9 protein-coding genes and 2 pseudogenes are annotated in these 25,208 nt (G+C 76.7%); 4 read left to right on the top strand and 7 right to left on the bottom strand.

The features are described from left to right. Positions 1 to 40 precede the first annotated feature (40 nt). From AC067U_RS00685 to AC067U_RS00675, 3 genes and pseudogenes are all read right to left on the bottom strand, one after another. Entirely contained in the window at positions 41 to 5,575 is a 5,535-nt protein-coding gene (locus AC067U_RS00685; protein ID WP_478828247.1) for a type I polyketide synthase, read from the bottom strand. A 46-nt stretch (positions 5,576 to 5,621) separates the two neighbouring features. Further along, positions 5,622 to 7,544, bottom strand: a pseudogene (locus tag AC067U_RS00680) (SDR family NAD(P)-dependent oxidoreductase); the annotation flags it as partial. 1,341 nt (positions 7,545 to 8,885) lie between these two features. Then, positions 8,886 to 11,594 (bottom strand): annotated as a pseudogene (locus AC067U_RS00675) (type I polyketide synthase); the annotation flags it as partial. Positions 11,595 to 14,356: 2,762 nt separating this feature from the next. Between AC067U_RS00675 and AC067U_RS00670 the strand changes: the two are divergent. From AC067U_RS00670 to AC067U_RS00660, 3 genes are all read left to right on the top strand, one after another. Beyond that, a complete protein-coding gene (locus AC067U_RS00670) occupies positions 14,357 to 15,250 on the top strand; it encodes a LysR family transcriptional regulator (protein ID WP_478827422.1) in 894 nt (297 codons plus the stop codon). Positions 15,251 to 15,358: 108 nt separating this feature from the next. Then, on the top strand, positions 15,359 to 16,678 hold the full coding sequence (locus AC067U_RS00665; RefSeq protein WP_478827421.1) for an Ig domain-containing protein: 1,320 nt from the start codon (positions 15,359 to 15,361) through the stop codon (positions 16,676 to 16,678). A 94-nt stretch (positions 16,679 to 16,772) separates the two neighbouring features. Next, a complete protein-coding gene (locus tag AC067U_RS00660) occupies positions 16,773 to 18,050 on the top strand; it encodes a cytochrome P450 family protein (protein ID WP_478827420.1) in 1,278 nt (425 codons plus the stop codon). 226 nt (positions 18,051 to 18,276) lie between these two features. Here the strand turns inward: AC067U_RS00660 and AC067U_RS00655 are convergent, their stop codons facing one another. The 4 genes from AC067U_RS00655 to AC067U_RS00640 all read right to left on the bottom strand — a co-directional run bounded on the left by AC067U_RS00655 (position 18,277) and on the right by AC067U_RS00640 (position 24,361). Next, complete coding sequence (locus tag AC067U_RS00655) at positions 18,277 to 19,935, bottom strand: molybdopterin-dependent oxidoreductase (protein ID WP_478827419.1); 1,659 nt, start codon at positions 19,933 to 19,935, stop codon at positions 18,277 to 18,279. Between the two features lie 17 nt (positions 19,936 to 19,952). Further along, the gene (locus AC067U_RS00650; protein WP_478827418.1) at positions 19,953 to 20,216 is read right to left on the bottom strand and encodes a hypothetical protein; all 264 of its coding nucleotides are present in this window, start codon (positions 20,214 to 20,216) and stop codon (positions 19,953 to 19,955) included. A gap of 156 nt (positions 20,217 to 20,372) precedes the next feature. After that, positions 20,373 to 22,634 carry an alpha-N-acetylglucosaminidase gene (locus AC067U_RS00645; protein WP_478827417.1) on the bottom strand — a complete coding sequence of 754 codons (2,262 nt, stop codon included), beginning with the start codon at positions 22,632 to 22,634 and terminating at the stop codon, positions 20,373 to 20,375. A 38-nt stretch (positions 22,635 to 22,672) separates the two neighbouring features. Next, the gene (locus AC067U_RS00640) at positions 22,673 to 24,361 is read right to left on the bottom strand and encodes a ricin-type beta-trefoil lectin domain protein (protein WP_478827416.1); all 1,689 of its coding nucleotides are present in this window, start codon (positions 24,359 to 24,361) and stop codon (positions 22,673 to 22,675) included. A gap of 178 nt (positions 24,362 to 24,539) precedes the next feature. On the opposite strand from AC067U_RS00640, the gene AC067U_RS00635 reads away from it, so the two are divergent. Then, positions 24,540 to 25,184, top strand: a complete 645-nt coding sequence (locus AC067U_RS00635) for a TetR/AcrR family transcriptional regulator (protein ID WP_478827415.1) — start codon at positions 24,540 to 24,542, stop codon at positions 25,182 to 25,184. Positions 25,185 to 25,208: the final 24 nt, after the last annotated feature.

Here is a 25,208-nt window from a genome sequence, read left to right as displayed (position 1 = left end):
TCCGTCACGGTCACGATCACGGTCTCGGTCTCGGTCACGATCAGTGCGCTGTCATGGGGAAGAAGTCGGTGGAGGGTGGTACGGGGGCCGACGCGGGTGCCGGGACCGCCGTCCAGGCGACCACGTGCTCGGCGGGGGACCCGTGGAGCGCGTGCAGGACCGCCGTCCGTACGAGGTGCCGGACGCCGTCGGGGGAGCGCACCAGCAGCGTGTCCGGGTCCGGGCCGGCGACGACGGCCCACTCCCGCGGCCGGCCGCCGATCCCCGTCCCCTCCGCCTTCGCCGCGGCCTCCTTGGCGCACCACAGCGCCGTCAGCGCGGCTGCCGGACCGAGACCGGCCCGGGCGGCGAGTTCCTCGGCCAGCCGTTCTTCGCCCGGGCCGAGAGCGACCCGCACCAGGGCGGCCGGATCCGCGGCGGGGGTCTCGACGTCGATCCCGACGGGACGGTCGCGGTGCGCGAGGGCCACGGCCACCCGGTCCTTGTGCGCGAGGGACAGCCGGATCCCGTCGGCCAGGGGCCCCTGCGGGACGGGCCGGCCGTCCGGAGCGTTCCCGACGGGCACCTCGGCCGGGAACACCGGCCCGGCGCCCCCGTCCCACAGCAGGTGCCGCAGCGCGTCCTTCGCCGCGATCCGGCCCAGCAGCCAGGCGGGCCTGCCCCTCGGCGACAGCCGCTCGTAGGCGGCGCGTTCGGCGGCGCCCAGGTAGCGGCGCATCACCAGCTCCTGCGAGGCGGGGTCGGTCCACCGGCGGCGGGCCGCACACCAGCCGCCGGGCCGGAGCTCGCCGATCCCGCAGATCTCCGGGGTGAACTTCATCGGCCAGACCCGCTCGTCGGCGGCGAACCGGCGGTACGTCCACCCCTCGATCCGCGCGAGCACCGGACCGGGCCCGCCGCCCTCGCCGATCCCGGTCAACTCCACGTCGCCGCGCACGGTGAGATCGCGGACCTCGCGGACCCGGGCGACGGCCCGGACCAGCCGGCCGGGGGCCGGCGGCGGACCGTACAGCCGGATCCCTGCCACGGTGGCCGGGAACACCAGCCGGTCCACGGGCAGCCGCAGCTGCATCCAGTGGCCGAACAACTGCCCTGCGGCATCGAGCAGTGCGCCGGGTGCGGGGAGGGCCCGGAGCACTCCGCGGATACCGTCGGCGGCGACCGCGTCCACTCGGTGCACACCGGCGAAGCCCGGACCGTGGAACATCCACCGGTCCCGGTACAGCGCCTGCGCACTGACGGGCGCGGGCCGCTCCTCCCGCAGCGGAGTCCGGTCCGGAGCGACGGGCGGCCGGGCGGCGCCACCGTCACCGGTCAGCACCACGACCACCTGCGCGAACCCGCCGAACTCCACGCGCACGCGCCGGTTCCCGCCGACGGGCTGCTCGTGCCGCACCAGCACGTCGACCTCGGCGGCAGGCTCCACGGCCAGCCAGCGCAGCGCCCGTACGTCCTCGTACCCGACGACCGTGCCGCCCGGGCAGGCCCGCCGGGCCGCGTCGGCGGCCAGCTCCAGCATGGTGGTCATGGGCACCACCGGAAACCGGTCCGAGTCCTCCGCCCACCCGTCCGGCTGCGCGTACACGCAGTGGTCGCGCACATAGGGCAACTCCCGCAGGGACAACCGCAGCCGCGACCGGACCCCGCGTTCCGCGCCCGGGCCGGCCGGGCGCGGATCCACCGGGTGCCGTGCGACGCCGCCGTGCACCCGCGCCCCGATCCCGCCGGACGGGGGCAGGGGGTGCTGCTGCGGTGCGGCACCCCCCGGGCCGACCCCGGCTTCGACCCCGGCCCCGGCTTCGACCCCGGCCCCAGCCCCCGCTTCGACCCCGGCCGTCGCCCCGGCCCCTGCGGGGCCGGTCGGCAGCCGGGTCGCGGGGTGCTGTGGGGCAAGGCCTGGCGCCCCGAGCCGTTCCGCCGCCCCGTGGGTTGCCGGGTGCGGCGCGTCGCCCGGCCCCACCGGGCCGCCCCGGCCGGGTACGAGGTCCAGGCCGGACAGCATGGCGGGTGCCGGAACGGCCTGCCCGGCCCCGGGCCGCGGCCCGGCCTGCCCGCCGGCCCCGGCGGGCAGTCCGGGGTCCAGGCGTCGCGGAGCAGCGGCCCTCGGGCCGTGCGGTCCCGCCTGCGCGGCAGCCGGCCCGCCACCTTCCGCCGGAGGCCCGGCAACGGGGTGTCGAGGTGCTGCGCCACGCGGAGCGTGCCGTGCCGCGTGCGCGGCGCCCGGGGTCCCCGGGCCGGAGCCCGCCGGCCCTGCTCGGCCCGGCCGTCCGCCGTCCTGCCCGCCGGTCCCGGCGGACGGCCGGGGGACCGGGTTGCGGGCGGCGGTGCCCGCCACGGCAACCGGGGGTGCGGGGTGTGGTGGGGCAGCGCCCCGGGAATCGCGTTCCGCCCGCCGGGCGGCGGGGGTCCCGGGGGCGGAGCCCGCCGGGTTTCGGGGTGCGGGTCCCTCCGGCGAAGCCGGGGGGAGGGCGGGACCGGGGACGTCCGGGGCCGCACCCAGCCGGACCAGCGGCGACCCCAGGTCCAGCACGACCCGGAGGGGTGGTGGGCCCGCCCTGCCGGCCCGGGTGGCCGAGACCGCCGGGGCGGAGCCGGCGGGTGTCGGCCCGGATGGGCCGGTGGGTGTCGCTCCGGGCGGGTCGGCCGGTGCCGGGTCGACTGTGACGGTTGCGGCGCGGCGGGGGCCGGTGGGGGTGCCCGGGCGGCCGGAACGGACCGGGCCCGCGGCAGCGGGCCGCTCCGCGGGGCCCAGCCGGTCCCACGACGGGGCCAGGCCCTCGGTCCAGAGCGCCGCCGCGGCCCGGCGGAGGCCGGGGAGGCCGGCCCCCATCCCCACCGTCACGTGCCCGCGACCGCGCAAGGTGTCCTCCACGAAGCCCGGCAGTCCCCCCGGCCCCGCCACCACGAAGCCCCGCACGCCCGCCTCCTCGTACAGCCGTAGTGTCAGCCCCCGGAAGTCCACCGGTTCCAGCAGGTGACGGATCACCAGCTCCCGTACGCCGGCCGCCGAGGACGGGTACGGCGCGCACGTGGTCGCCGACCACACCGGCACCGACGGCGGCAGCCGCAGCGGCAACCGTTCGAAGGCCCGCCGGACCTGTCCCAGGTACGGCTCCCACATGGGCGTGTGGAAGCCCGACCGGAAGGGCAGTTCCTGCCCCAGCACCCCCTCCGCCCGGAGCCGCCGCAGCACTTCCGCCACCGGCTCCGGCTCACCGCACACCACCGACTGGTGCGGGCAGTTGTCATGGCTGAGCACCACCCCGTCGCCCAGCCCGTGCATCGCCGCCTCCGCCTGTTTCGCCCCGCACCCCAGGGCCGCGTACACCAGGTCGGGGACCTCCAGCGAGTCCGGCCGCAGCGAGCCGAGGAAGGTGTCGACGGCCTCCCGCGGGTACATGCCGGCGACCACCATCGCCGCCCACTCGCCCAGGCTGTGTCCCGCCAGGACGTCCGGACGCACGCCGAGCCCGTCGAGGGCGGCGGCCGAGAAGCGGCCCACCGCGATCGCGTCCAGCGCCCGTTCCATCAGTGCGCCGCCGCCCGTGAGCGGCGGCCGGGGCAGCCCGAACCGTTCGGCCACGTCCTCGACCACCGGAGCGAACTCCGGTTCCAGGCCGGGGAAGAGGAGTGCGACCCTCCCCCTCGCTCCGCCGGCGGGACCCCCACCCCGCCCCGGCCCCAGCAGCGGGTCCGCCGTGAACCAGACGTCGCCTCGACCGCGCCACGGACGGCCCCGCGCGACCACCTTCGCGGCCAGTTCCAGCCGCTGCGGGGTCGGCCCGACGATCGCCAGCCGGCACGGCCCGTCCCCCGGAGCGTCCACCGGAACGTTCCCCGGGCCATCCCCCGGACCAGCCCCCCGCCCGGCACCCCGCCGGTCACCCCGTCCCGGCGGCCGACGTGCGGATCCGGCCGCCGCGAGCACGGCCGCCAGTTCCTCCACCGTGTCCGCCGCCAGCAGCAGTACGTCGTCCTGTGCGCCCGGTCCCAGCACCGGCGCCGCCTCCGGCTCCTTTCCCGCCCCCATCCCGCCCGTGCCCGTGCCCGTGCCCGTACCTGTGCCCGTGCCCGCCGCGCCGACCGGCGGCAGGAACCGCCGTACCGGCGGGGGAGCGGCGACCGCCCCCGCCCCCGGTGCCTCCTCCAGCACGGCGTGGGCGTTGATCCCGCCGAACCCGAACGCGTTCACCCCGGCCCGTCTGGGCGCCCGGCCCCGCTCCCACGGTTCGGACTCCCGCAGCAGCCGCATCCGGGTCCGGGCCAGGTCCTCGTGCGGCTCGTCCACGTGCAGGGTGGGCGGCAGCACCCGCTCGTGCACCGCCAGTGCCGCCTTGATCAGCCCGGCCATTCCGGACGCCTGCATGGCGTGCCCCAGCATGGACTTCACCGAGCCCAGTCCGATGCCGGCCCCGCCGTCCGACCCGTGCGCCGGCGCCGGTGCCGGGGTCGACGGTCCGCCGAACACCCTTGCCAGGGTTTCCAGTTCGGCCGCGTCTCCGACCGGTGTCCCGGTCCCGTGCGCCTCCAGCAGACCCAGCGCGTCCGCGGCCCTCGGGTCCAGTCCGGCCTCCCGCCAGGCCCGCTCCAGCGCCCGCACCTGGCCCTCCACGAGCGGGCTCATCAGACTCGCGGCCCGCCCGTCACCGGACACCCCGGTGCCGCGGATCACGGCGTAGATCCGGTCGCCGTCCCGTTCCGCGTCCGCCAGCCGCTTCAGCAGCACCACCCCGGTGCCCTCGGACAGCAGCGTGCCGTCCGCCCGCCGGTCGAACGGGCGGATCCGCTCGCTCGGGCTCAGCGCCCGCAGCTGGGTGAACACGCTCCACAGCGTGGCGATGTGGCAGTGGTGCACCGCGCCCGCCACCACCGCGTCGCACCGGCCGGCGGCCAGCAGCCCCACCGCCTGGTCCACGGCGAGCAGCGAGGACGCGCACGCCGCGTCCAGGGTGTAGGCGGGGCCCCGGAAGTCCAGCCGGTTGGCCGTCCGCGCGGCCGTGAAGCTCGGCACCAGGCCGATCGAGGCGTCCGGCCGCTCCGGGCCCAGCGCCCGCTGGAAGGCCGCCCGCACCTCCGTGATCCGCCGCTCGCCCAGCTCCGGCACGACCTCCCGCAGTGTCTGCGCCAACTGGTGTGCCGTACGCACCCGTTGGTCCAGCCGGGCGGTGGCCGTCCCCATGAACCCACCGCGTCCGAGAACCACTCCGATCCGGGAGCGGTCGGCCGGCAGCCGGTCCTCACCGCCCGCGTCGGCCACGGCCTCGGCGGTCGCGTGCAGCGCGAGCAGCTGGTCGGGTTCGGCGCCGTCGACGGCGGCCGGCATGATCCCGAACCGGGTCGGCTCGAACACGGCCAGCCCGTCCACGAAGCCGCCGCGCCGGCAGTAGAAGCGGTCGCTGCGCGCCTCCCCGTTCCCCGGGCCGGCCGGGTCCGGGCCGGGGCCCGCCCCCTCGGGGCGGTAGTACACGGCGGGATCCCAGCGCTCCGGCGGCACCTCGCCGATCACGTCCGTCCCCGCGAACAGGTTCCGGCGGTACGCGGCCAGGTCGGCGGCGCCAGGGAAGACCGCGCCCATGCCGACGATGGCGGCGTCCGTGGGTCGCGGACCGCGCCGCGAGGGCTCAGCCACGGCCGTCGCCCCCGCCCCCGTGCGCGGCAGCCCCGTGCTCGGCGGCCCCGCCCTCGGCCGGGGCCATCAGCACCACCTGGACCTCCGCTTCCCCGGCCGGCCGGGCGAGTTCGCCGAGGAAGGCGGCCACGCCCTCCTCCGGGTCGATCAGCGGTATCCCGCGGCGGGCGTACGCCCGTTCCAGCTCGGGCGTGACCATGCCGCCCGCCTCGGCCGACCACGGCCCCCAGTCGACGGCCAGCACGCGGCCCGGGAAGGACCCGGCCCAGGAGCGGGCCAGGGTGTCGAGCGCGTCGTTGGCGGCGGCGTAGTCGGTCTGGCCGCGGTTGCCGTACACCCCGGCGACACTGCCGAACAGGGCCAGGAAGGCGGGGGCCGGGCCGGCACCGTGCTCGGCGGCCGCGGCCGCGAGGTGGCGGGCGCCCGCCACCTTGGTGGTGAACACCTCGGCGAACGCGGCCGGTTCCTTGTCGCGGAGCAGCCCGTCGCGCAGCACCCCGGCCCCGTGCACGATGCCGTCGAGCCGCCCGTGCCGTGCGCGTACGTCGGCCACCACGGCCCGTACGGCCGCCCCGTCGGTGACGTCCGCGCAGTGGTAGGCCACGGACGCGGCGGTGCCGGCGAGCGCGGCCAGGGTGGCCCGTACCTCCCGTTCGGCCAGGATCCGTGAGGCGGCCGCCTCGATCTCGGCGGGCGCGCGCAGCCCGTCGGCGATGAGCGCGGCGCGCAGCGCGACGCGGTCGGTGGCGTGCGGGTACGGATCCGTGCCGGCGGCCGCGTCCGGTCCCGCGTCCGGCCCTGCGTCCGGCCCTGCGCCGGCCAGTGGCGTACGGCCGACCAGCTCGATGTGGCAGCCGGTGGCCCGGGCGAGGGCGAGGGCGGTCCGGGCGGTGATGCCGCGGGCGCCACCGGTCAGCAGGACCACGGAGCCGGCGTCCAGCGGCAGCCCGGCGAGGTCCGGGCGGGTCGCCGGCGCCGCCATCGCGCGCAGTGCCAGCCGGCGCCCGTCGGCCGGGTACCCGACGGACACCGGTCCGTCCGCCCCGTCCTCGCCCCCGTGCGAGCGGAGTTCGGCGATCAGGTGCGCGGCGATCCGCTCGGGCTGGTCCTTGGGGTCGACGTCGACCGCCCGGACGACCGTCCCGGGGCATTCGAGGGCGGCGCTGCGGGCGAACCCGTGGAGCCCGGCTCCGGGCAGCGGGTCGGCGCCCGTGCCATGCCCGAAGCCGCCCCCGGACCCGGTGACGAGCAGCAGCCGGCCGACGCCCGCGGTGAGGGCCCGCTTGAGGAGGGGGAACAGGCCGGGCAGCACGGGCTCGGAGCCCGCCCGCAGACCGGACAGCTCGATCAGCACGTCGGCCCCCTCGGATCCGCCGACGCCGGTGGTTCCGGCGACGCCGGTGGACGCGTACGGCCCCGGGCGCTCACCGTCCGCCGGCTGCCCGGGCTCCTCGGGGTGCTCGGCCTCCTCCGGCAGGGCCCGTACGTCGGCGCCGTGCGCCCGCAGTGAGGCGGTGAGCGCGGCGGCCACGCCATGGCCGTCACCACGGACGGCGATCACTTTTCCCCGGAGCTCGGCTCCGGCCCCGTCTGCCCGGCCCCCGTCCGTCCCGCCGCCGGGTCCGGCGAGTTCCACCGGCTCGACGCGCAGCCGGGTCAGCTCCTGAGCCGTACCGCCACCGGCTCCGGGAGCGCGGCTGGTGATCCAGTCCACGATGCCGCGCAGGGTCTTGATCCGGGCCAGTTCCTCGACGGCGGTCTCGCCGGAGGAGTCCTCGCCCCGGGGCAGCCCGATCCGGTCGGCGAGGGCGCCGATGATCTCGACGCGCTTGATGGAGTCGATGGAGAGGTCGGCCTCCAGGTCGAGTTCGGGCTCCAGCATGTCGACCGGGTAGCCGGTGCGGGTGTGGACGATGTCCAGGACGACGTCCATGACCTCATCGGGGCCCATGCGCACGCCCGAGCTCGCTGCCATCGCACCGAAGTCGGCCCCGGCCCCGACGTCCGCCCCGGTCTGCGCCCGCGCCCCTGCCGCCCCGCCGTCGCCGGCGGCCCCGGCGGGCCACGGCTCGCCGGGCCACGGCTCCGGCTCGGGAAGGGGCGGGCCCGCCACCCCGGCCCGGCCCGGGTCTCCGGGCGCGACCGATCCGTTGACCGACGCGAGGTCGACTCCGGACCACCCTGCCGGCACCCTGGCCGTACCGTCCGCCAGGGCGTACGGAGCCTGCGGTCCGTGCTCGCCCGCGACGGCCGTCGGAGCCGCGGCCGGATCCTCGGCGGTGCCGGGGCCCATGAGCGCCCGGCCGTTCAGTGCGGGCCCTTGCGGGGCGGGCCCTTGCGGGGCGGGCCCTTGCGGGGCGGGCCCTTGCGGGGCGGGCCCTTGCGGGGCGGGCCCTTGCGGGACGTGCCCGTTCAGGGCGGGCCGCGGCTCATCGCCGGCCAGGGCGGCGTACCCGTTGACCGCTGCGGCCCCCGGTGTTCCGTCGGGGCCCGCCGGTCCGGGGGCGGCGCCCAGATAGCCCAGCAGCACGTCCCGCTGTGCGGCCACCAGTTCCCTCATGCCGAGCAGGTACTCCTGCACGACCTCGTCCCGCGGGTCTGGATACACCGGTCCTCCTGCCAGTCCGTGTCCGTCAGCGTTCGTCCCGTGCCATGTCCTCGTGCCGGGGGCCGCCCGCGGCACGACCGGCCGCACGGCCCCGCGTCCCCCGGCCCTGCCGTTTCCGACGGGGGAGCGGTCCGGGTCCGGCGGTGCCCCGCCGCTCCCCAGGCCCGCAGCCGGGTTCGGCCCGGTGCCTGTCGGGGCCTCGGGCAGCGTTCGTACGGCGTCCGGTGCGACCCGCGCGAAGGCCCGGCCCGGCCGGGTGCCGGCGGCAGCACGGGCTGCCGCCGGCGCGGCGGGCATCCGTTCCACCGGTGAGGCCGCCCGAGCCGCCGGAGACTCCAGGAAGGTGAGTTCCGCGGCCGGCGTCGGCACCGGTGTCACTTCCGCCACCGGAACCGGCACCGACCCCGCCGCCGGTACCGGCGCCACCCGCAGGGCCGGGCGGAGGCCGCCCGCGACGGGGACACCGTCGGCGGTGCGGACCAGGTGGCCGTCGACCAGCCAGCCCGGACGGCGCGGCGCGCGCTCCGGCAGGGGGACGGCCCGCCCCCGGAACAGCGGCTCCGGGTCCACCGGGACGCCCGCGGCCACGAGCTCCGCGACGGCCGTCACCAGCCTGACCAGACCGTGCTCGCCCGGCACGTCCAGCGGGACCACCGTGTGCGGCCGGTCACCGAGGATCTTCCGGACCAGCCCGCTCAGCACCCGACCCGGGCCCGCCTCCACGAAGGTCCGCACCCCGGCCGCGTACATCCCCTCGATCTGCGCCACGAAGCGCACCGGATCGGCCACCTGACGGGCCAGCAGATCCCGTACCGATCCCGCTCCTTCGGGGTACGGACGGGCCGTGCTGTTCGACCAGACCGGGACGTCGGGGTCCGCAACAGCCGTCCCGGCCAGCTCCTTCGCGAGCGCCGCGCTCGCATCCGCCACCACGTCGCTGTGGAAGGCGCAGGCGACGGGCAGGGGCTCCGCGGACAGGCCCGCCGCCCGCAGCTCGGACACCGCCGCCGCGACCGCCTCCGTCGGGCCCGAGATCACGGACTGCCGCGGCGCGTTGTGGTTCGCCACCACACACCCGTGCCGCTCGGCGACCGGCCCCGCCTCCTCCGGGGTCCCCGCCACCGCCGCCATCGCCCCCGGGTCGGCCCCGGCGGCCGCGAGGATCGCCTCCGCCCGCCGCGCGCTCAGCCGCAGCAGGCTGTCCGTGTCGTACGCCCCGGCGGCCCACAGCGCGGTCAGCTCGCCGTACGAATGCCCGGCCAGGCAGTCCGGCCGTACGCCCAGTGCGCCCAGCAGCAGGTGCGCGGCCGCGCCGGCCAGCCCCAGGGCGGGCTGTGCCACCCGGGTATCGGTCACGGCCGCCCGCTGCGCCGCCCGCTCCTGCGGCTCGAACGCGGTCGGCGGGTACATCGCCGCCGCCACCGCGGCCACCGCCTCCGGCGCCGGGTCCAGCAGCTCCTCCCGCAGCCAGGGGAAGGCCACCAACAGTTCGCGGAGCATTCCCGGGCGTTGGCTGCCCTGCCCGGGGAAGAGGAACGCCACCCGGCCGGGCTCCGGCGCCGAGCCCTCCGCCGAGCCTTCCGCCGTGGCCCCCTCCGGGGCCACGTACACCCCGTCGCCGGACGCGAAGGCGCGGGCCCGTTCCAGCCGGGCGGCCAGCTCGTCCAGGCCGCCCGCCACCACCGCGACCCGGACCGGTGCCACCCCGCCCCCCGCGGCCACGGCTTCGGCCGCCAGGTCGCGCAGCGCCCACGGCCGGCCCGCCGCGTCGTTCTCCTCCAGCCGGGCCGCCAGCCGGGCCATCGCCCGCCCGGCCGCGCGCCGGTCCCCGCCACGGAAGCAGAACACCTCCGCCGGCCATGCCTCCAGCCCGTGCCGGAGCGGCCCGCTGCCCTCGTACCCGGCCAGCACGGCGTGGTAGTTGGTGCCGCCGAAGCCGAAGGCGCTGACCCCGGCGTAGCGCCGCCCCGCCGGCGCCGCCCACGGCCGGGCCGCCGTGTCGAAGCAGAACGGGCTCGTCGCCCGGTCCCAGGCCCTGTTCGGGCGGTCCAGGTGGAGCGTCGGCGGCCGCACCCCGGCGTGCAGCGCCCGCGCCGCCTTGATCAGCCCGGCCAGCCCCGCCGCGCACTTGGTGTGCCCGAACTGGGACTTCATTGAACCCAGCGTGCAGGCCGCCGCCGCTGCGCCGGACTCCTCGAACAGCTCGGTCAGCACGCTCAGTTCGGTGCTGTCCCCGACCACCGTTCCGGTGCCGTGCGCCTCGACCAGACCCACCTCGCGGGGTGCGACCCCGGCCCGCCGGTACGCCCGCTCCAGTGCCCGGCGCTGTCCCTCCGGGCGGGGCGCGGTCAGGCCGAGCGACCGCCCGTCGCTGGACGCGCCCACCGACTTGATCACCGCGTACACCCGGTCGCCGTCCCGCTCCGCGTCCGCCAGCCGCTTCAGGACCAGTACGCCGACGCCCTCGCCGAGCGCGATCCCGTCCGCGTCCGCATCGAAGGGACGGCACCGGCCCGTCGGCGACAGGGCCCGCACCGAGGCGAACATCAGATAGTCGTTGATCCCGTTGTGCACGTCCGCGCCGCCGCACAGCACCATGTCGCTGTCCCCGTCGCGCAGCTGGCGGCACGCCAGGTCGAGGGCGGCCAGCGAGGAGGCGCAGGCGGCGTCCACGGTGCAGTTCGCGCCGCCCAGGTCCAGCCGGTTGGCGACCCGGCCGGCGATCACATTGGCGAGGATGCCCGGGAAGGAGTCCTCGGTCAGCCGGGGCAGCTGCGCGTCCAGTCCGGGCGGCAGTTCCCCGAGGTACGCGGGGTGCAGGGCGCGCAGCCCGTACGCGCCGGCGAGCTCCGTGCCGGCCTCCGCGCCGAACACCACCGAGGTGCGCGACCGGTCGAAGTTCCGGCCCGCGCCCGCGCCCGAGCCAGAGCCCGCGCCCGGACCGGTGACCCTGCCCGCCCCTTTGTCCGTCCCGCCGCGGTTCCCGCTGCCGCTGCCGCTGCCGCTGCCGCTGCCGCTGCCGTGCCCGTAGCCGTATCCGTATCCGGCGTCCGCCAGGGCCCGTGCGGAGATCTCCAGCGCCAGCAGCTGCACCGGCTCGATCCCGGCCAGCGAGGCCGGCGGGATCCCGTGTGCGAGGGCGTCGAACGGCAGCGGCGGCAGGAAGCCGCCCCACCGGGACGGGGTCCGCTCTCCGGCCCGCGCCGGATCCGGGTCGTAGTACAGGGCGGGGTCCCACCGCTCCGCGGGAACCTCGGTCACCGCGTCCGTACCGGCGAGAACGGCCGCCCAGTATGAGGCGAGGTCGGGTGCCCCGGGGAAGGCGCAGGCCATGCCGACGATCGCGATGTCGAGCGGATCCGCCCCACCACCGGTCCCCGAGGCCTGGCCGGTCCCCGAGGCCTGGCCGGCCCCCGCGGCCTGGCCGGCCGCGGCGGGCTCGGCGCCGCGGACCGGGTCCGCCCCGGCGGAGCCCGGAGCGCCGGACCCGCCGTCGGCGGCGGCCAGATCGCGGGCCCGCCGCTCCAGCAGCGCGGTCGCCCCCTCCGTGACCTCCGCGTGCAGCGCGGCGACGGTGGTCACCGTGGAGCGCATCGCCGCCGCCTGCCCGAGCATGAACAGCCCCTCCGCCCGCTGGACCTCCTCCGGCACCGGAGCCGGCTGGCCGTCCTCGCCGTGCCGCAGCCCCTTGCTGGCGATCCGCAGTCGCCCGAGGTTCAGCCGCTCCAGCTCCTCCCACACCTGGCGCGGCTCGGTTCCGGTCTCCTCCAGCCGCCGCCGGGTCTCCGCGAAGGTCTCCGCGTACGGGGTGTCCGCACACCGGGTCGCGTGGCCCGGGGCGGTGTGCAGCAGCACCGTGTCCGCGCACTCCAGTGCCGCCCGCTGGAACCCCGGCAGCACCGCCCCGGCGGCCACCGCCTCCTCGGTGAACAGGTAGGCGGTGCCCATCAGTACGCCGATCCGGGCGCCCGCCTCCGCCAGCGGCGCGGCGGCCGCCGCGGCCATGGCGGCCGACCGCGCGTCGTGGATCCCGCCCGCGAACAGCACGTCCAGCTCCGCCGGGTCCGCGCAGCCGAGCAGCCGCTCGATCTGCTCCTCCCACAGCGGGAAGGAGGCCCGCGGCCCGACGTGCCCACCGCACTCCAGGCCCTCGAAGACGAACCGCCGCGCCCCGTCCGCGAGATAGCGCTCCAGCAGCCCGGGGGAGGGCACGTGCAGGTGCGTCCGCGTGCCGGCCGTCTCCAGCGGTGCCGCCTGCGCCGGCGTGCCGCCCGCGATGATCGCGTACGCCGGCCGGACCTCCGCCACCGCCGCGAGCTGTTCCCGGCGCAGCTCCGGCGGGGCGAAGCCGAGCAGGCCCACCCCCCAGGGCCGTCCGGCCAGCCGCTCGGCGGTCTCCGCGAGCAGCTCCCGTACGGCAGGGCCCTCCATCACGGCCAGCGCCAGGTACGGCACCGCGCCCCCGTCGGCCACGGCCTCCGCGAACGCGGCCCGGTCGCTGACCCGGGTCATCGGCCCCTGGGCGACGGGGAGCGGGCCGCCGTCCGTCCCGGGCCGCAGCGGGGCCGCCCGTACGGCCGCCTCCAGATGACCGGCCGCGGTGGTCCGGACGGCCCGCAGCAGCGCACCCGTGGTGCGGTACCGCCGGGCCAGCCGGGCGGCGAAGGCCCCGTCCTGCCCCACGGGCAGCAGCTGGTCGCGCAGGCTCCGCGCCCCGAGCAGCCCCGCCGCGTCCCCCTCCGGCGGGGTGAGGCCGGGCCGGGCGTACACCCGGTGCCCGTCCAGCAGCCGGGTCTCGCTGCCGTCCATCGCCCGGAGCGCGGCGGCCACTTCGCCGGGCAGGACCTCCTCCCCTTCGGCCGTCAGGGCCAGTTGTACGTCGAGCAGCACGCCGGCGGCTCCGCCGGCGAGGGCCGCGGCCGCGGTGTGCGGGCCGATCCCGCCCTGGGCCAGCACGGGTACGCCGACCGCCGGGTCCGCCAGCAGCCGCTGCAGCAGGACGAAGGCCGTGTCCCCGCCCACCCGCCCGCCGGCCTCGTGCCCCTTGGCCACCAGTGCGGCCGCACCGGCCGCCACCGCGGCGCCGGCCTCGGCGACCCGGGTGACCTCCGCCCACACCCGCCTCAGCCCGCCTCCCCCGCCTCCCTCGTGTCCCCCGTCTCCCTCGTCTCCCATTTCTCCCCGGTCTCCCGGTTCTCCCCGGTGATCCCGGTCGTCGCGTTGCGCGGCGGATCCACCGCCCGCGCCCGCCCAGGCAAGGATCCGGGGCGGGTCGAGCAGCCCGGGGTCCGCGAGGAGCACGGTGTCCACGGCGGGCGGCAGGTCCGCCGGGCCCAGGGGGCAGCGGGGCGGCACGCGGACGCCGAAGCGGCCCGCCGGGAGCCGCCGCGCGGCCTCGGCCAGGGCGCGGCGGGCCGCTGCGGCGTCCCGGCCGAGGTCGAGCAGGCCCAGAGAGCCGGAGCGTTCGGCGGCGACCACGATCCGCGGGTTCGGCTCCCCGAACGGGCTCAGTGCGACCACCCGGTCCCGAGGGTCGGGCGGCGCGCACTCGACGGGCAGGCCTGAGGAGGGGGGAGGTGCGGATGATGCGGACTGAGGGGTCACGGACGCTCCCTGAGGCTGTGTCACATGTGGCATTGCCGGGTCACATGTCATGGGGCGGACGCGCCGAGCGGGGTGCGCACGGCGCGGCGGAGCCGGTGGCGGGGCGGAGCGGGTGGTGAGGTCCGGCGCGGGCCGGGCCGTTGTCCCGGAGGGCCGGCGCACGGCGCCCGGAGTTGAGCGGCGATCAAATCCCTGATGCCGCGATGCATCGTGCGGGGGCCGACCTGTACTGTCAACGGCCATGCGGAGGGAGCTCTTTCGCCCGCCCGGCGTCGTCGCCCGCCCCGCCCGCGGAGGCCGGACGCCCGTCCGGCCCCCGGCCACCGCGCCGACCTGCGCTTAGCCCGCGCGGCCGGCGCGCGCCCGGGGCGAACGAGGGCGTACCGCGGGTAACCGGCGTCATGCCGCCGGGGCATGCGTTGTGACCGACCCGGCATGAACGCCGTTCCGGACAGCCGAAGTTGTTCATCTTGCTGCCCCTTACACCCGCGAGGCCCCGCCGTTACCTTCCGGGCATGACCCCCACACTCGCGCAGCTTCGCTATCTCGTCGCCGTCGCGGACAGCCGCTCCATCACCGGTGCGGCCGCTTCGGTCTTCGTCGCCCAGTCCGCCCTCTCCCGGGCCGTCCAGGCCATGGAGCGCGACCTGGGTGTGGAACTCCTGGCCCGCCGGGGGAGAGGGGTGGACCTCACGCCCGAGGGTGCCCGGGTGGTCCGGCTGGCCAGGACGGTGCTGGACGCCGTCGAGGCCATCGACGACATCGGCGTGGCGCACGGCAGGAACGCCCGGGCCACCCTCACCCTGGTCACCACCCCCACCCTGGCCCTGGACCTGGCCGCGGACCTGGTGCCCGCCTTCACCGCCCGGCATCCAGGCGTGGACGTGCGGCTCACCCAGTACGACGGGCGCGAGGCGCTCGTCCAGGCCCTCCTCGACGGACGGGCCGAACTGGCGCTGGTCGACCTTCCGGTGGACAAGGAACTCTCCACCCACCACATCCAGGAGCGCGAGGTCGTCCTGGTCTCGCCGACCGGATCCAGGCTGCCCGACCCCGTGCCGTTCCGGCTGCTCGACGGGCTGCCGATGGTGCTGCCGACCCCGGGGACCGGCCGCCGCACCGAGATGGAGGCCATGTTCAGCTGCCTGGGGGTGCGGCCCGTGCCCAGCCTGGAGGTCGACGAGCGGCTGGCCTGGGTGACCGGCGTGACGGACGGCAAGGGCTCGCTGATCTGGTACCGGGACGTGGTGCTGCGGGCCTTCGGCCACCGCGCCGAGATCCGCTCCTTCACGCCCTCGCTGCTGCGCCCGGTGGGCATCGCGCACGCCCGCCGCCCGCTCAGCCGGGCCGCACGCGCCTTCATCGCGGACGCCCGCCACAACGCACCGATCCGGGAGCCGGCCCGATGACCCCGAACGGGGCTGCCGCCCGGTCATGCCGGGGCGGCATTGAACGATGCTCAAACGGTACGGGGCCGACCCTGGCCGAGTTGCTGACGTCTCGTCACATTGGGCGCCATGCCTCTACGCCTCAGCTCCAGCCGGCCGGCCCTGTCGGCCGCGGCCGCCTTCGCCATGACCTTGTGGCCGCTGCCCGCGGCCGCGTGGATGAACGGGGACGCCGACGCCCCGCTCACCGCCTCCACCGCCGCCGCCCACGGGACCATGGCCGCCTCCGCCGACGCCTCCGCCCTCGCGGCCGCCCTCGCCCCCGAGAAGAAGTGCACCCTGCCCTCCGGCATGACCGAGATCAGCGGCCTCGCCATGAGCCGGAAGCACCCGGGCGTCTTCTACGCGGTCAACGACAGCGGGAACACCAACCAGGTCTTCGCCGTCGACTGCACGGCGGCCACCGGGCGCCTGGTGGCCACCTACACGGTGTCCGGCGCCGCCAACACCGACTGGGAGGGCCTCGCCCTCGGCAAGGACGCCGCCGGCCGCGCGGCGATCCTCGTCGGGGACATCGGCGACAACCTCTCCGGCCGCGCTGACGTCCAGGTGCACAGCTTCCCGGAGCCCGACCGGCTCGCCGACGCCACGGTCACGCCGGTCACGTACCGCTTCGCCTACGCGGACGGCCGCCACGACGCCGAATCCCTGCTGGCCGACCCGGTCACCGGCCGGATCCACGTGGCGAGCAAACTCTTCGGCGCGGCGGGCCGGTTGTACCAGGCCCCGCTGCCCCCGCAGACCGGCCAGGTCAACACGCTCACCGCGAGCGGCCCGGCCCCGGTCTTCGCCACCGACGGGGCGTTCTCGCCCTCCGGGGCCTCGTACGTGCTCCGCAGCGGCGGACCGGTCGGCGCCAACACGGCGTCGGTGTACGCCGCGTCCGGGGCCAAACTCGCGGACGTGGCCCTGCCCGCCCAGCCACAGGGCGAGACCGTCACCTACTGGGACTGCACCAGCCTGCTGGTGGGATCCGAGAACGACGCACAGATCTGGCGGGTCCCGCTCCCGCCCGAGGCCACCCCCGGCTGCGACGGCCCCACTCCGACGCCCACTCCGACGCCGACACCCACCCCAACTCCCACGCCGACACCCACCCCCACTCCGACTCCGACGCCCACTCCCGGTGACCTGAAGCTCGCCAACCCCGGCCCGCAGACCTGCAAGTTCAACCAGTCCTGCACCGTCCAGATCACCGCCACCGGCGGCAAGACACCCCTGAAGTACGGCGCCACCGGCCTCCCCTGGGGCCTGTCCATCGACACCGGCACCGGCCGCATCAGCGGCAAGCCCTGGGCGAGCGGCACGATCCAGATCACCGCCACCGCCACCGACAGCACCGGCACCACCGCCTCCACCACCTTCCCGCTCACCGTCAACTGGTTCTGAGACGGGGCGGGGCGGGGCGGGGCGGAGCGGGAACGGGCGGGAAGAGGTGTGTCCGGCTTGAACAACCCCCGCACCTCCCTGCACTGTTCGTCGGGTGACCGAACAGATTGACGACGCCGCAACCGGGCCCCACCGGATCGACCCCGCCGGCGGTTGCCCCCACGCTCTGAACGCACGGCTCCGCAGCCACGGTGACGTGGCCGAAGTGGTCCTCCCCGGCGGAGTGCCGGGCGCCGTGGTCCTCGGGCACGAGGCGCTCCTGGAGTTCCTCGCGCACCCCGATGTGGCCAAGGACGCCCGGCACTTCACCGACCTCCAGGAAGGCCGCATAGCCCCCGACTGGCCGCTGCGCGTCTTCGCCAACGCCCAGGGCATGCACACCGCGGACAACGAGGACCACCGGCGGCTGCGCTCCCTCGTCGGCAACGCCTTCAACGCCCGGCAGGTGGAGCGCCTCCGCCCCCGCATCGAGACCCTGACGGGCGAACTCCTCGACGACCTCGCCGCGGCCGCCGCCGGCTCCGCCGACGGCACCGCGGACCTCCGCCGCCATTTCGCCCTCCCGCTCCCGATGAGCGTGATCTGCGAACTGCTCGGCGTGGACCCGGAACACCGGGGCCGGCTCCACGAGTTGTCCAACAAGGTCATCATCGCCACCGACACCACCCCGACCGAGGCCATGGCCGCCGTCCGGGAACTGGTCGAGCTGATGGGCACCATCGCCGCGACCCGCGCCGCGGACCCCGGCGAGGACCTCACCAGTGCCCTGCTCTCCGCCCGCGCGGCCGACGGCGACCGGCTCAGCGAGGCCGAGCTGATCGGCACCATGCGGCTGATGCTGGTGGCCGGCCACGAGACCACCCTCAACCTGATCACCAACGCGGTCCGCGCCCTGTGCGCCCACCGGGACCAGCTCGCCCTGGTCCTCGCCGGCAAGGCGAGCTGGAACGACGTGGTCGACGAGACCCTCCGCTGGGACGGCCCGGTCAGCTGGTTCCCGTTCCGCTACCCCACCCGCGACCTGACCCTGGGCGGTACGGTCATCCCCAAGGGCACCCCTGTCCTCGCCGGCTACACGGCCGCCGGCCGGGACCCGCAGGCGTACGGCCCGGACGCGGACCGCTTCGACCTCAGCCGCGCCTCCACGGCCCGGAACCTCTCCTTCGGCCACGGAGCCCACTACTGCGTGGGCGCCCCGCTGGCGCGCCTGGAGGCCACCACGGCCCTGGAGGCCCTTTTCACCCGCTTCCCGGACCTCGACCTCGCCACCCCGGAGCCCGCCCTCAGCCACCAGCCCAGCTTCATCGGCAACAGCGTGGAGAGCCTCCCGGTCCGCCTGACCCCGGCAGTCGCAGCGGACGACCAGGCGTAGGTCCTGTCATCAGAAGGCCCCTCCGGCCAGCCGGGCGGCCCCGGGGCCACCCGGCGGGAACTTCCGGCCCCGCCCGCTCGTCCTGCCGGACGAGCGGGTCGCAGGGCAGGCCCGTCCCGGTCGCGGACAGGAGCCGTCCGCCCTGCCCGCAAGCCCCGCCCTCCCCCTCCATGTCGCCCTCCTGGGCATAGGGGCATAGGGGCACAGGGGCCCGGCCGCCGGCCGGTCAAGGCCGGCCCTGGCCCGCGCCGGGCGGTCGGCTCTCGTCGCCCGGCCGGGTCGGCGCGCCCGCGCCCCCCGGCTCCGCCACGCGCACCGTCACCGTGTGCCATCCGGTCGCCCCGTCCGGCAGGACGCCCGTCCGCACGCCCGTCTGCACGTCCCCCGCGCCGTCCGTGGCCCGGACCTCCAGGGTGTGGGTGCCCGGCCGGGCATCCCACCGCCACACCCACTGCCGCCAGGTGTCGACCCCGTCGGACGCGGCCAGCCGTGCCTCCTGCCACGGCCCGTCGTCCACCCGGACCTCCACCCGCCCGATGCCCCGGTGCTGCGCCCAGGCCACCCCGGCTACCATGACCGGCCCCGCCTCCACCGACGCGAACGGCCGGGGGGTGTCGATCCGCGACTGGGTCTTCACCGGTGCCTGCTCCGCCCACCCCCTCGACACCCAGTACGCGTCGTACGCCGCGAAGGTGGTCAGCCGCAGTTCGCGCAGCCACTTGCAGGCGGACACGTACCCGTAGAGCCCCGGGACGACCATCCGCACCGGGAAGCCGTGGGCGAAGGGCAGCGGCTCCCCGTTCATCCCGACCGCCAGCAGCGCGTCCCGGCCGTCCATCACGGTCTCCACGGGGGTGCCCAGGGTCATCCCGTCGACCGAGCGCGCCACCAGCTGGTCGGCCGGCCCGCCCCGGGACGGCGGCCGCACCCCGGCCTCGCGCAGCAGGCCGGCCAGCGGTACGCCGAGCCAGCGCGCGTTGCCCACGTACGGCCCGCCCACCTCGTTGGACACGCAGGCCAGGGTGATGTCGCGTTCCACCATCGGCCGGGCGAGCAGCTCGTCGAAGCCGAGGACCAGCGGCCGGGTCACGCCCTCGCCGTGGATGCGCAGGCTCCAGGTGTCCGCGTCCACCCGGGGCACCACGAGCGCGGTGTCCACCCGGTAGAAAACCGCGTTCGGGGTCAGGAAGGGCGACAGCCCGGGCACCTTCAGGTCCGCCCCGGCCGGGACCGGGCGGGCCGGAACGGCCGGCGGCGGCAGCCGCACCCCGGCCCGGGAGGCCGTCGCGCCCGCCGAACCGAACGCCCCGAGCCGCCGCCCGGCCAGCCCGGCCGCCGCGGCCCCGGTGACAACCGCGGCCAGCATCCGTCCGAACCCGCGCCGGTCCAGCGCCCACGCCCCGCCCTCCGGCCGGCCCGTCGGCGGGGGCCGGACCAGGGCCGTGGCCAGCAGGAACAGCGTCCCGGCGGCGACGGCACCCCCGGCCAGCGAAGGCGCCGCGTCGACGGCCGAGGCAGCCGGCCGGCTCAGCGCGGCGGCCGCGCCGAGCAGCCCGAAGCCGAAGGCCACGGCCGTGCCGGCCGCGCGGCTGCGCAGGGCGAGCAGCCCGGCCGCCGCCGCCACGGCGGCCAGCAGCAGTACGATCCCCGCGATCAGCACCGCCTTGTCGGCGGTCCCGAACTGCCGGATCGCCCAGTCCTTGACGGCGGCGGGCGTCCGGTCGACCACCGCGCCGCCGACCGCGGTGACCGGTCCGGCCTCGGGCCGCACGAACACCGTGACCAGCTCCGCCACGCCCAGCCCGGCGCACCCCGCGGCCAGGCCGGCGACCGCGCCGAGCCCGCGCCGTCGCCGTTGCACCGCCGGCCGGTCCGTATCCTCCACCCCTCCTTCCTACCGGGTCAGGAACGGCAGGGTAAGTCGATCACGCGGGGGCGGTCCGCCCGCTCGGCGGCGCGGCGGGCCAGCGACGCCGGCCACTCCTCCGCACCCCGGCCGTGGCCGACCCGTTTGCGGAGTTCCGCGATTCCTTGCTCCGCGACCCCTTCGAGGAGCGCCGCGGCGTCCGGCGTCGGCACGGCGGGCGGTGCGGCGGGCGGCACGGCGGGCGGTGCGGCGGCGCGTGGCGCAGGAGCGGGCAGCCGTCCCGGCTCGGTCTCGGACATGCGGTGGACTCCCTTCGACAGCGGCCGGCGCCCGGCCGCGGAAGGGCCGGGGTCCGGTCGACCCGGTGTCCCGGTGACCCGGTGACCACCAAAGGGTGGGCGGGCCGCGGGATCCGCGCCCGCCCGATGCCGCCGATTCCTCCGCTCGGGTGCCCCTCAGACGAGTGTTCGGGCGATGTCGCGGGCCAGGGCGTACGGATCCCCGGCCGGCGCGGTGGGATGCCCGGTGGTCAGCCGCGCCCAGGACTCCTCGAAGGCGTGCCAGTCGATCACCCGCGGTGCGGCCCCGGTGCGCAGCGCCTCGTCCCACGCCTCGAACTGGGCCGCCCACCGGCGCGCGTACAACTCGCCGATCAGGCCGGCCCATTCACGGTTCGCATAGTCGTGCAGGAAGCCGCCCTCGCTGGTGCTCCGCTCGCCCCACACGCTCAGCAGGGACCGCGCGTCGTACTCCAGGCGGTCCCGCTCGGCCTCGTCGGCGCCCCAGGACCGGGCGGCCGCCAGCCAGCCGCCCAGCAGGAAGTTCGGGTCGGAAGCGGTCAGGGCCTCCAGCTGCCGTTCCCGTTCCTGCCATTGCGCCACCAGGGTGCCGTACAGCGCCCGGTCCTTCTGCTCGTAGGCGGCCCGGATCCTCGGCAGCAGCACCCGCGAGTGGTTGGCCAGCGCCTGCCGGGCGGTGTCCACCAGGTCGAACCGGTACGCGCTGGAGCCGCGGAGTGCCGGATCCACCGCCAGCAGGTGGTCCAGGGCCCGCCGCACCCGGGCCGCGTCGTAGCGCATGGACTGCGGGCTCCAGTGGGCCGCGTTCGCCGCGGTCAGACTCGGCCGGGCGGTGAACAGGCTGTCCTGCGACTCCGACCACAGGCCCGAGGAGGTGCGGTACGGGCCCAGCCGGAGCTCCTCCCAGGCGGCCGCGGCATGCACGTCCGGGCGGCCGTACCGGCGGGCGGCGAAGGCGGCGAACCACTGCGCGTGGTCGACCGGCCCGGGCTCCCACGCCAGGTCGGTGAACAGGTCGAAGGCCGCCGGATTGGTCCCGGTCGCCTCCGGCAGGTAGGCGGTGCCGCGCAGGGCGCTGTCCGGCTTCCCGCGCCAGGCCTCGAAGCGCTCGCTCCACACCGAGCTGTTGGCGCCGACGGTGGTGTGCCCGCCGAAGTTGTAGATGGTGCCCAGGGCGTACGGGACTCCGCCCCAACGGGCCTCCCGGTCCAGGCGGTTGTACCGGTCGGACAGCCCGTCCAGGATCAGCAGCTTCGAGGTGTCCACCCCGGCCAGCAGATCCGCCGTCGGATCGTCCTGCCAGCCCAGCACCGCCCAGAGCGCTCCCGGGTGCGCCGCGTGCAGGGCCTTCTGCACCGCCCCGGCCGCCGCCTTCACGTCCACCGTGCCCGTCTGCCCGCCCTCGTGCAGCGGGCTCATCCGGTACATGGCCGAGTCCCCGAACACCGCGCGCTGTTCGGCGTAGTACGCTGCCGCCAGCCGGGCGAAGACCGGGTCCGTCGGGTCCAGCCACTCGGGCCGGTCAAAACCCGCCCAGTCGCCCTGCGGCACCACCTCGGCCCCGCCGTTGCGGGCGGCGAAACCGGGCGGGACGGTCCCGAAGTACCCGGGCAGCACCGGGGTCATGCCCAGGTCGCGCAGCTGTCCGGCGACCTTCCGGCCGAGCTCCGCCCGCGCGGCCAGGAGCCGCTCGCTCACCGGGCCGCCGAAGCCGCTGAGGTTCTGCAGCAGCCACCAGCTCTGGTGGGCGGGCCCGGGGATCCACTCCCGCAGCTCCTGCGCGGTGTAGCCGAAGCGCTGGAGAGCCTTGAAGTACGGGTACTCGGCGCCGACCTGCACGAACACCTCGTTCACCCCGTGGAGGGCGAGCAGGTCGATCTGCCGCTGGTGCTGCTCGAAGGAGCGGTACGGGCCGGAGTACCCGTCGTCGGTGTCGTTGAGCGCGTACCGGTGCGGCACCAGCGCGCTGCGGCTGACCGGCTGCGGCACGGCGGGCAGCACCTCGGGGAGCGCGCCGAGGCTGTCGCCGGGCCAGCCGATGTCGACCCCGGCGACGTGCTGGAGGTACCAGCCGACACCGGTGAGCTGGGTGGCCGGGGTGGTGCCGCCCACGGTGATGGCTCCGGCGCCGCCGGACACCGTGAAGGTGTCCCCGCCGTCTCGGGCCGGATCGGCCGGCTCCAGGGTGAACTGGTGGGCGTGGCGGGGGAGGAGCCGTTCGAGCGCGGCTCGGGCCGGGGCGTCGTCGAACGCCTGCGCGGTGACCGTGTGCAGGGGTTCCGGGGTGGTGGCGCGTACGGGTGCGGCGCCCAGGCAGAGAACCGCCAGCAGGGTCAGCGGCAGGGCCAGGGGCAGGGCACGCTGCGCGGCCGGTGCGCGCCGCAGTGCCGGTCGCCCACCTGTCCGGCCCCGCGGCACGATTGCCCGCCCGGCGGCGGTAGGGGTGTGCCGGGCCATCAGACGGGGAGGGACCAGAGCTGGTTGGACTGGTGGTCGCCGCAGGGCAGCAGACTCAGACGCGGGGCCGGGGCGTCCGGTACGGCGGCGGCCAGGGGCGCTTCCAGGCAGAGGCCGGAAGCGCTGTCGGCCTTCAGGGTGCCCGTCCGGTCCTGGGCCCAGCGCTGGGCGGGGTCGCCGTCGCCGCCGGTGCAGGCCGCGAGGGCCGCCTCGCCGTCCTCGCCGGCGGTCAGGCAGCGGCCGAGCAGCCGTACCGTCCGGTCGTGGCCCAGGGTCCAGCGCTGGTCCTCGCCGCCGGTGCAGGGCGACAACACGACCGCGCCGACGGCCGTGGTGTTCTGCCCGTCGGCGCAACGCACCCCGTCACCGGTGATCTGGCCGGTGGGCACGGGTTCGGCGCAGCCGCGCGGGGTCAGCCGCCAGATCGCGGTGCCGTGCGCCGGCACCCTCGCGGTCAGTGCCGCCGCGACCTCCGAGACGGAGCCGGTCCACAGGTCGGTGGCCTCCACCGGGCAGGAGCGCAGACCGATGTCGGCGAGCCGCACCTCGGCGTCGCGGGCGGCGGCCGAGCGGTTGAGCACGGCGACGGCCCGGTCGCCGCCGGCCAGCGGCCGGACCAGCACGTCGAAGGTGCCGTCGGCGGACACCACCGCGCCCTGCCGCCCCAGGGGGTCCTGGTCGAGCGCGATCAGCGCGTCGTTCCCCAGCGCGGCCAGGCCCGCCCCGCTGATCTGCGCGACGTCGGAGGACAGGATGAACGGCGCGGCCATCATCGCCCACAGGGCGACCTGGCTGCGGCCCTCCTCGTCGCTGAGCCCGGGGGCGCCCGCGATCAGGAAGTCCGGGTCGTTCCAGCTGCCCGGGGCGGCGTAGCGGGTGAGCCAGCGGTTGTAGCCGTAGTTGCCGAGCACCGAGCTCCACCGCGAGGTGGCCGGCGAGGCCGGGTTGTAGACCTTGATGTCCTTGCCCTCGCGCCACAGCTGGCCGGTGTCGCCGACCCAGCCGAGCACCCGGTGCCAGTCCGGGCCGCCCCATTCGCCCTGCTGGAAGTAGGCGGGTGCGGAGGCCGAAAGCACCATGTCGCGGCCGCTGTTCCGAAGGGCGCGGGCGACCTTGTGGTAGGCGTCCCGGTACGCCTCCTGCTTGGTCTGCCCCGGCGGCACGTACATGTTGCAGCCGTCCATCTTGACGTAGTCCACCTTCCAGGAGGCGAACAGCCGCGCGTCCCGGTCGAAGTGGTCGGCGCCGCCGCCGTCCGGGGTGCCGCTGCCCGGATAGCGCTCGCAGGTGAGGTGGCCGGCGTCCTGGTAGATCCCGAACTTCAGCCCCCGCGCGTGCAGGTACTCGCCGAGCCAGGCCATGCCGTGCGGGAACTTCACCGGGTCGGTCACGAGGTTGCCGTCGGCGTCCCGGTTCCTGGTCATCCAGCAGTCGTCCACGGTCACCGTGTCGTAGCCCTTGGCGGCGAGACCGGTGGCCACCAGCGCGTCGGCGTTGGCGACCACCTTCTGCTCGTCGATGTCGCACATGTAGTGCGCCCAGTTGTTCCAGCCCATGGGCGGGGTGAGGGCGAGCGGGGTGTCCGAGGTCGCGGTGGGTTCGGCCACCGCGGGGGCGGCGGCCAGGGACACGGCGAGCAGGGCGGCGGCGGTGAGGCAGCCGGGGAGCGCGCGCAGGCGAGACGGCACGGAGACTCCTTCGCTTGGGCGTGGGGCGGGGCGTACCGACGGGCTGTCGTGCGCTCAGTGCAGCGAGGCGATCACCCTCTGTCAACGCCCGTCCGCGCTCCGGGGCCCGGCGTCACACGAAAGAGTTCACCGATGACCCGGACCCGTGTGAGATACGCCGTATGTTACGGTGTATCTCATGCCGAGGAGATCAGCGGCCCTGGACCGGGCCACCCCTGAGGCCATCGCGGTGGCCGCACTCCGCCTGATCGACGAGGAAGGGCCCCGCGCGCTCAGCTTCCGGACCCTCGCCGACCGGCTGGAGGTCTCGCACGCCACCGTCCAGCGCCGCTGCGCCGACCTCGCCGGACTCCTCGACCTGTGCACCGAGCACCTGGCCGGGCAGATCCCCGAGGTCCCGCCCGGCACCGGCTGGGCCGAGGCCAGCGAACTCCGCTTCACCGCGCTCTACCGGCTGCTCACCGCCCACCCCGGACTGCTGATCCTGCGCGGTGGCCGCCCCTGGACGGGCCGCCGGCTGCTGGCCCGGCTGGTGGAACCGCAGATCGCCGACAGCCTGGCCGCCGGCTTCACCCCGGCCGGGGCCATGACCGCCTACCGGCGGATGTACCTGCTCACCCTCGGCAGCGCCGCCTTCGTCGACCACCGCGACCCGGCGGCCGCCACCGCGGCGAGCCGTACCGCGCTGGCCGCCCTGGACCCGGAGGCGTTCCCCGCGCTCACCACGCACACCGCCGCCCTGCTGCCCCCGCTGACCGACCACCAGGTGTACTACGGCGCCCTGCGCCAGCTGATCGAAGCCGCCCGGCCGGACGCCGCCTGACCCCCGCCCCGACACCGCCCGACG

It is taken from the genome of Streptomyces sp. NPDC043853, from assembly GCF_056436025.1.
Note: the sequence above shows the minus strand (reverse complement) of the source record. Positions and strands in the feature narration are given on the sequence as shown.

Coding starts and splice junctions, on each gene's coding strand:
- AC067U_RS00685 (WP_478828247.1), bottom strand. CDS start 5,575: ATGGGCGCGGTCTTCCCTGGCGCCGCCGACCTGGCCGCGTACCGCCGG.
- AC067U_RS00670 (WP_478827422.1), top strand. CDS start 14,357: ATGACCCCCACACTCGCGCAGCTTCGCTATCTCGTCGCCGTCGCGGAC.
- AC067U_RS00665 (WP_478827421.1), top strand. CDS start 15,359: ATGCCTCTACGCCTCAGCTCCAGCCGGCCGGCCCTGTCGGCCGCGGCC.
- AC067U_RS00650 (WP_478827418.1), bottom strand. CDS start 20,216: ATGTCCGAGACCGAGCCGGGACGGCTGCCCGCTCCTGCGCCACGCGCC.
- AC067U_RS00635 (WP_478827415.1), top strand. CDS start 24,540: ATGCCGAGGAGATCAGCGGCCCTGGACCGGGCCACCCCTGAGGCCATC.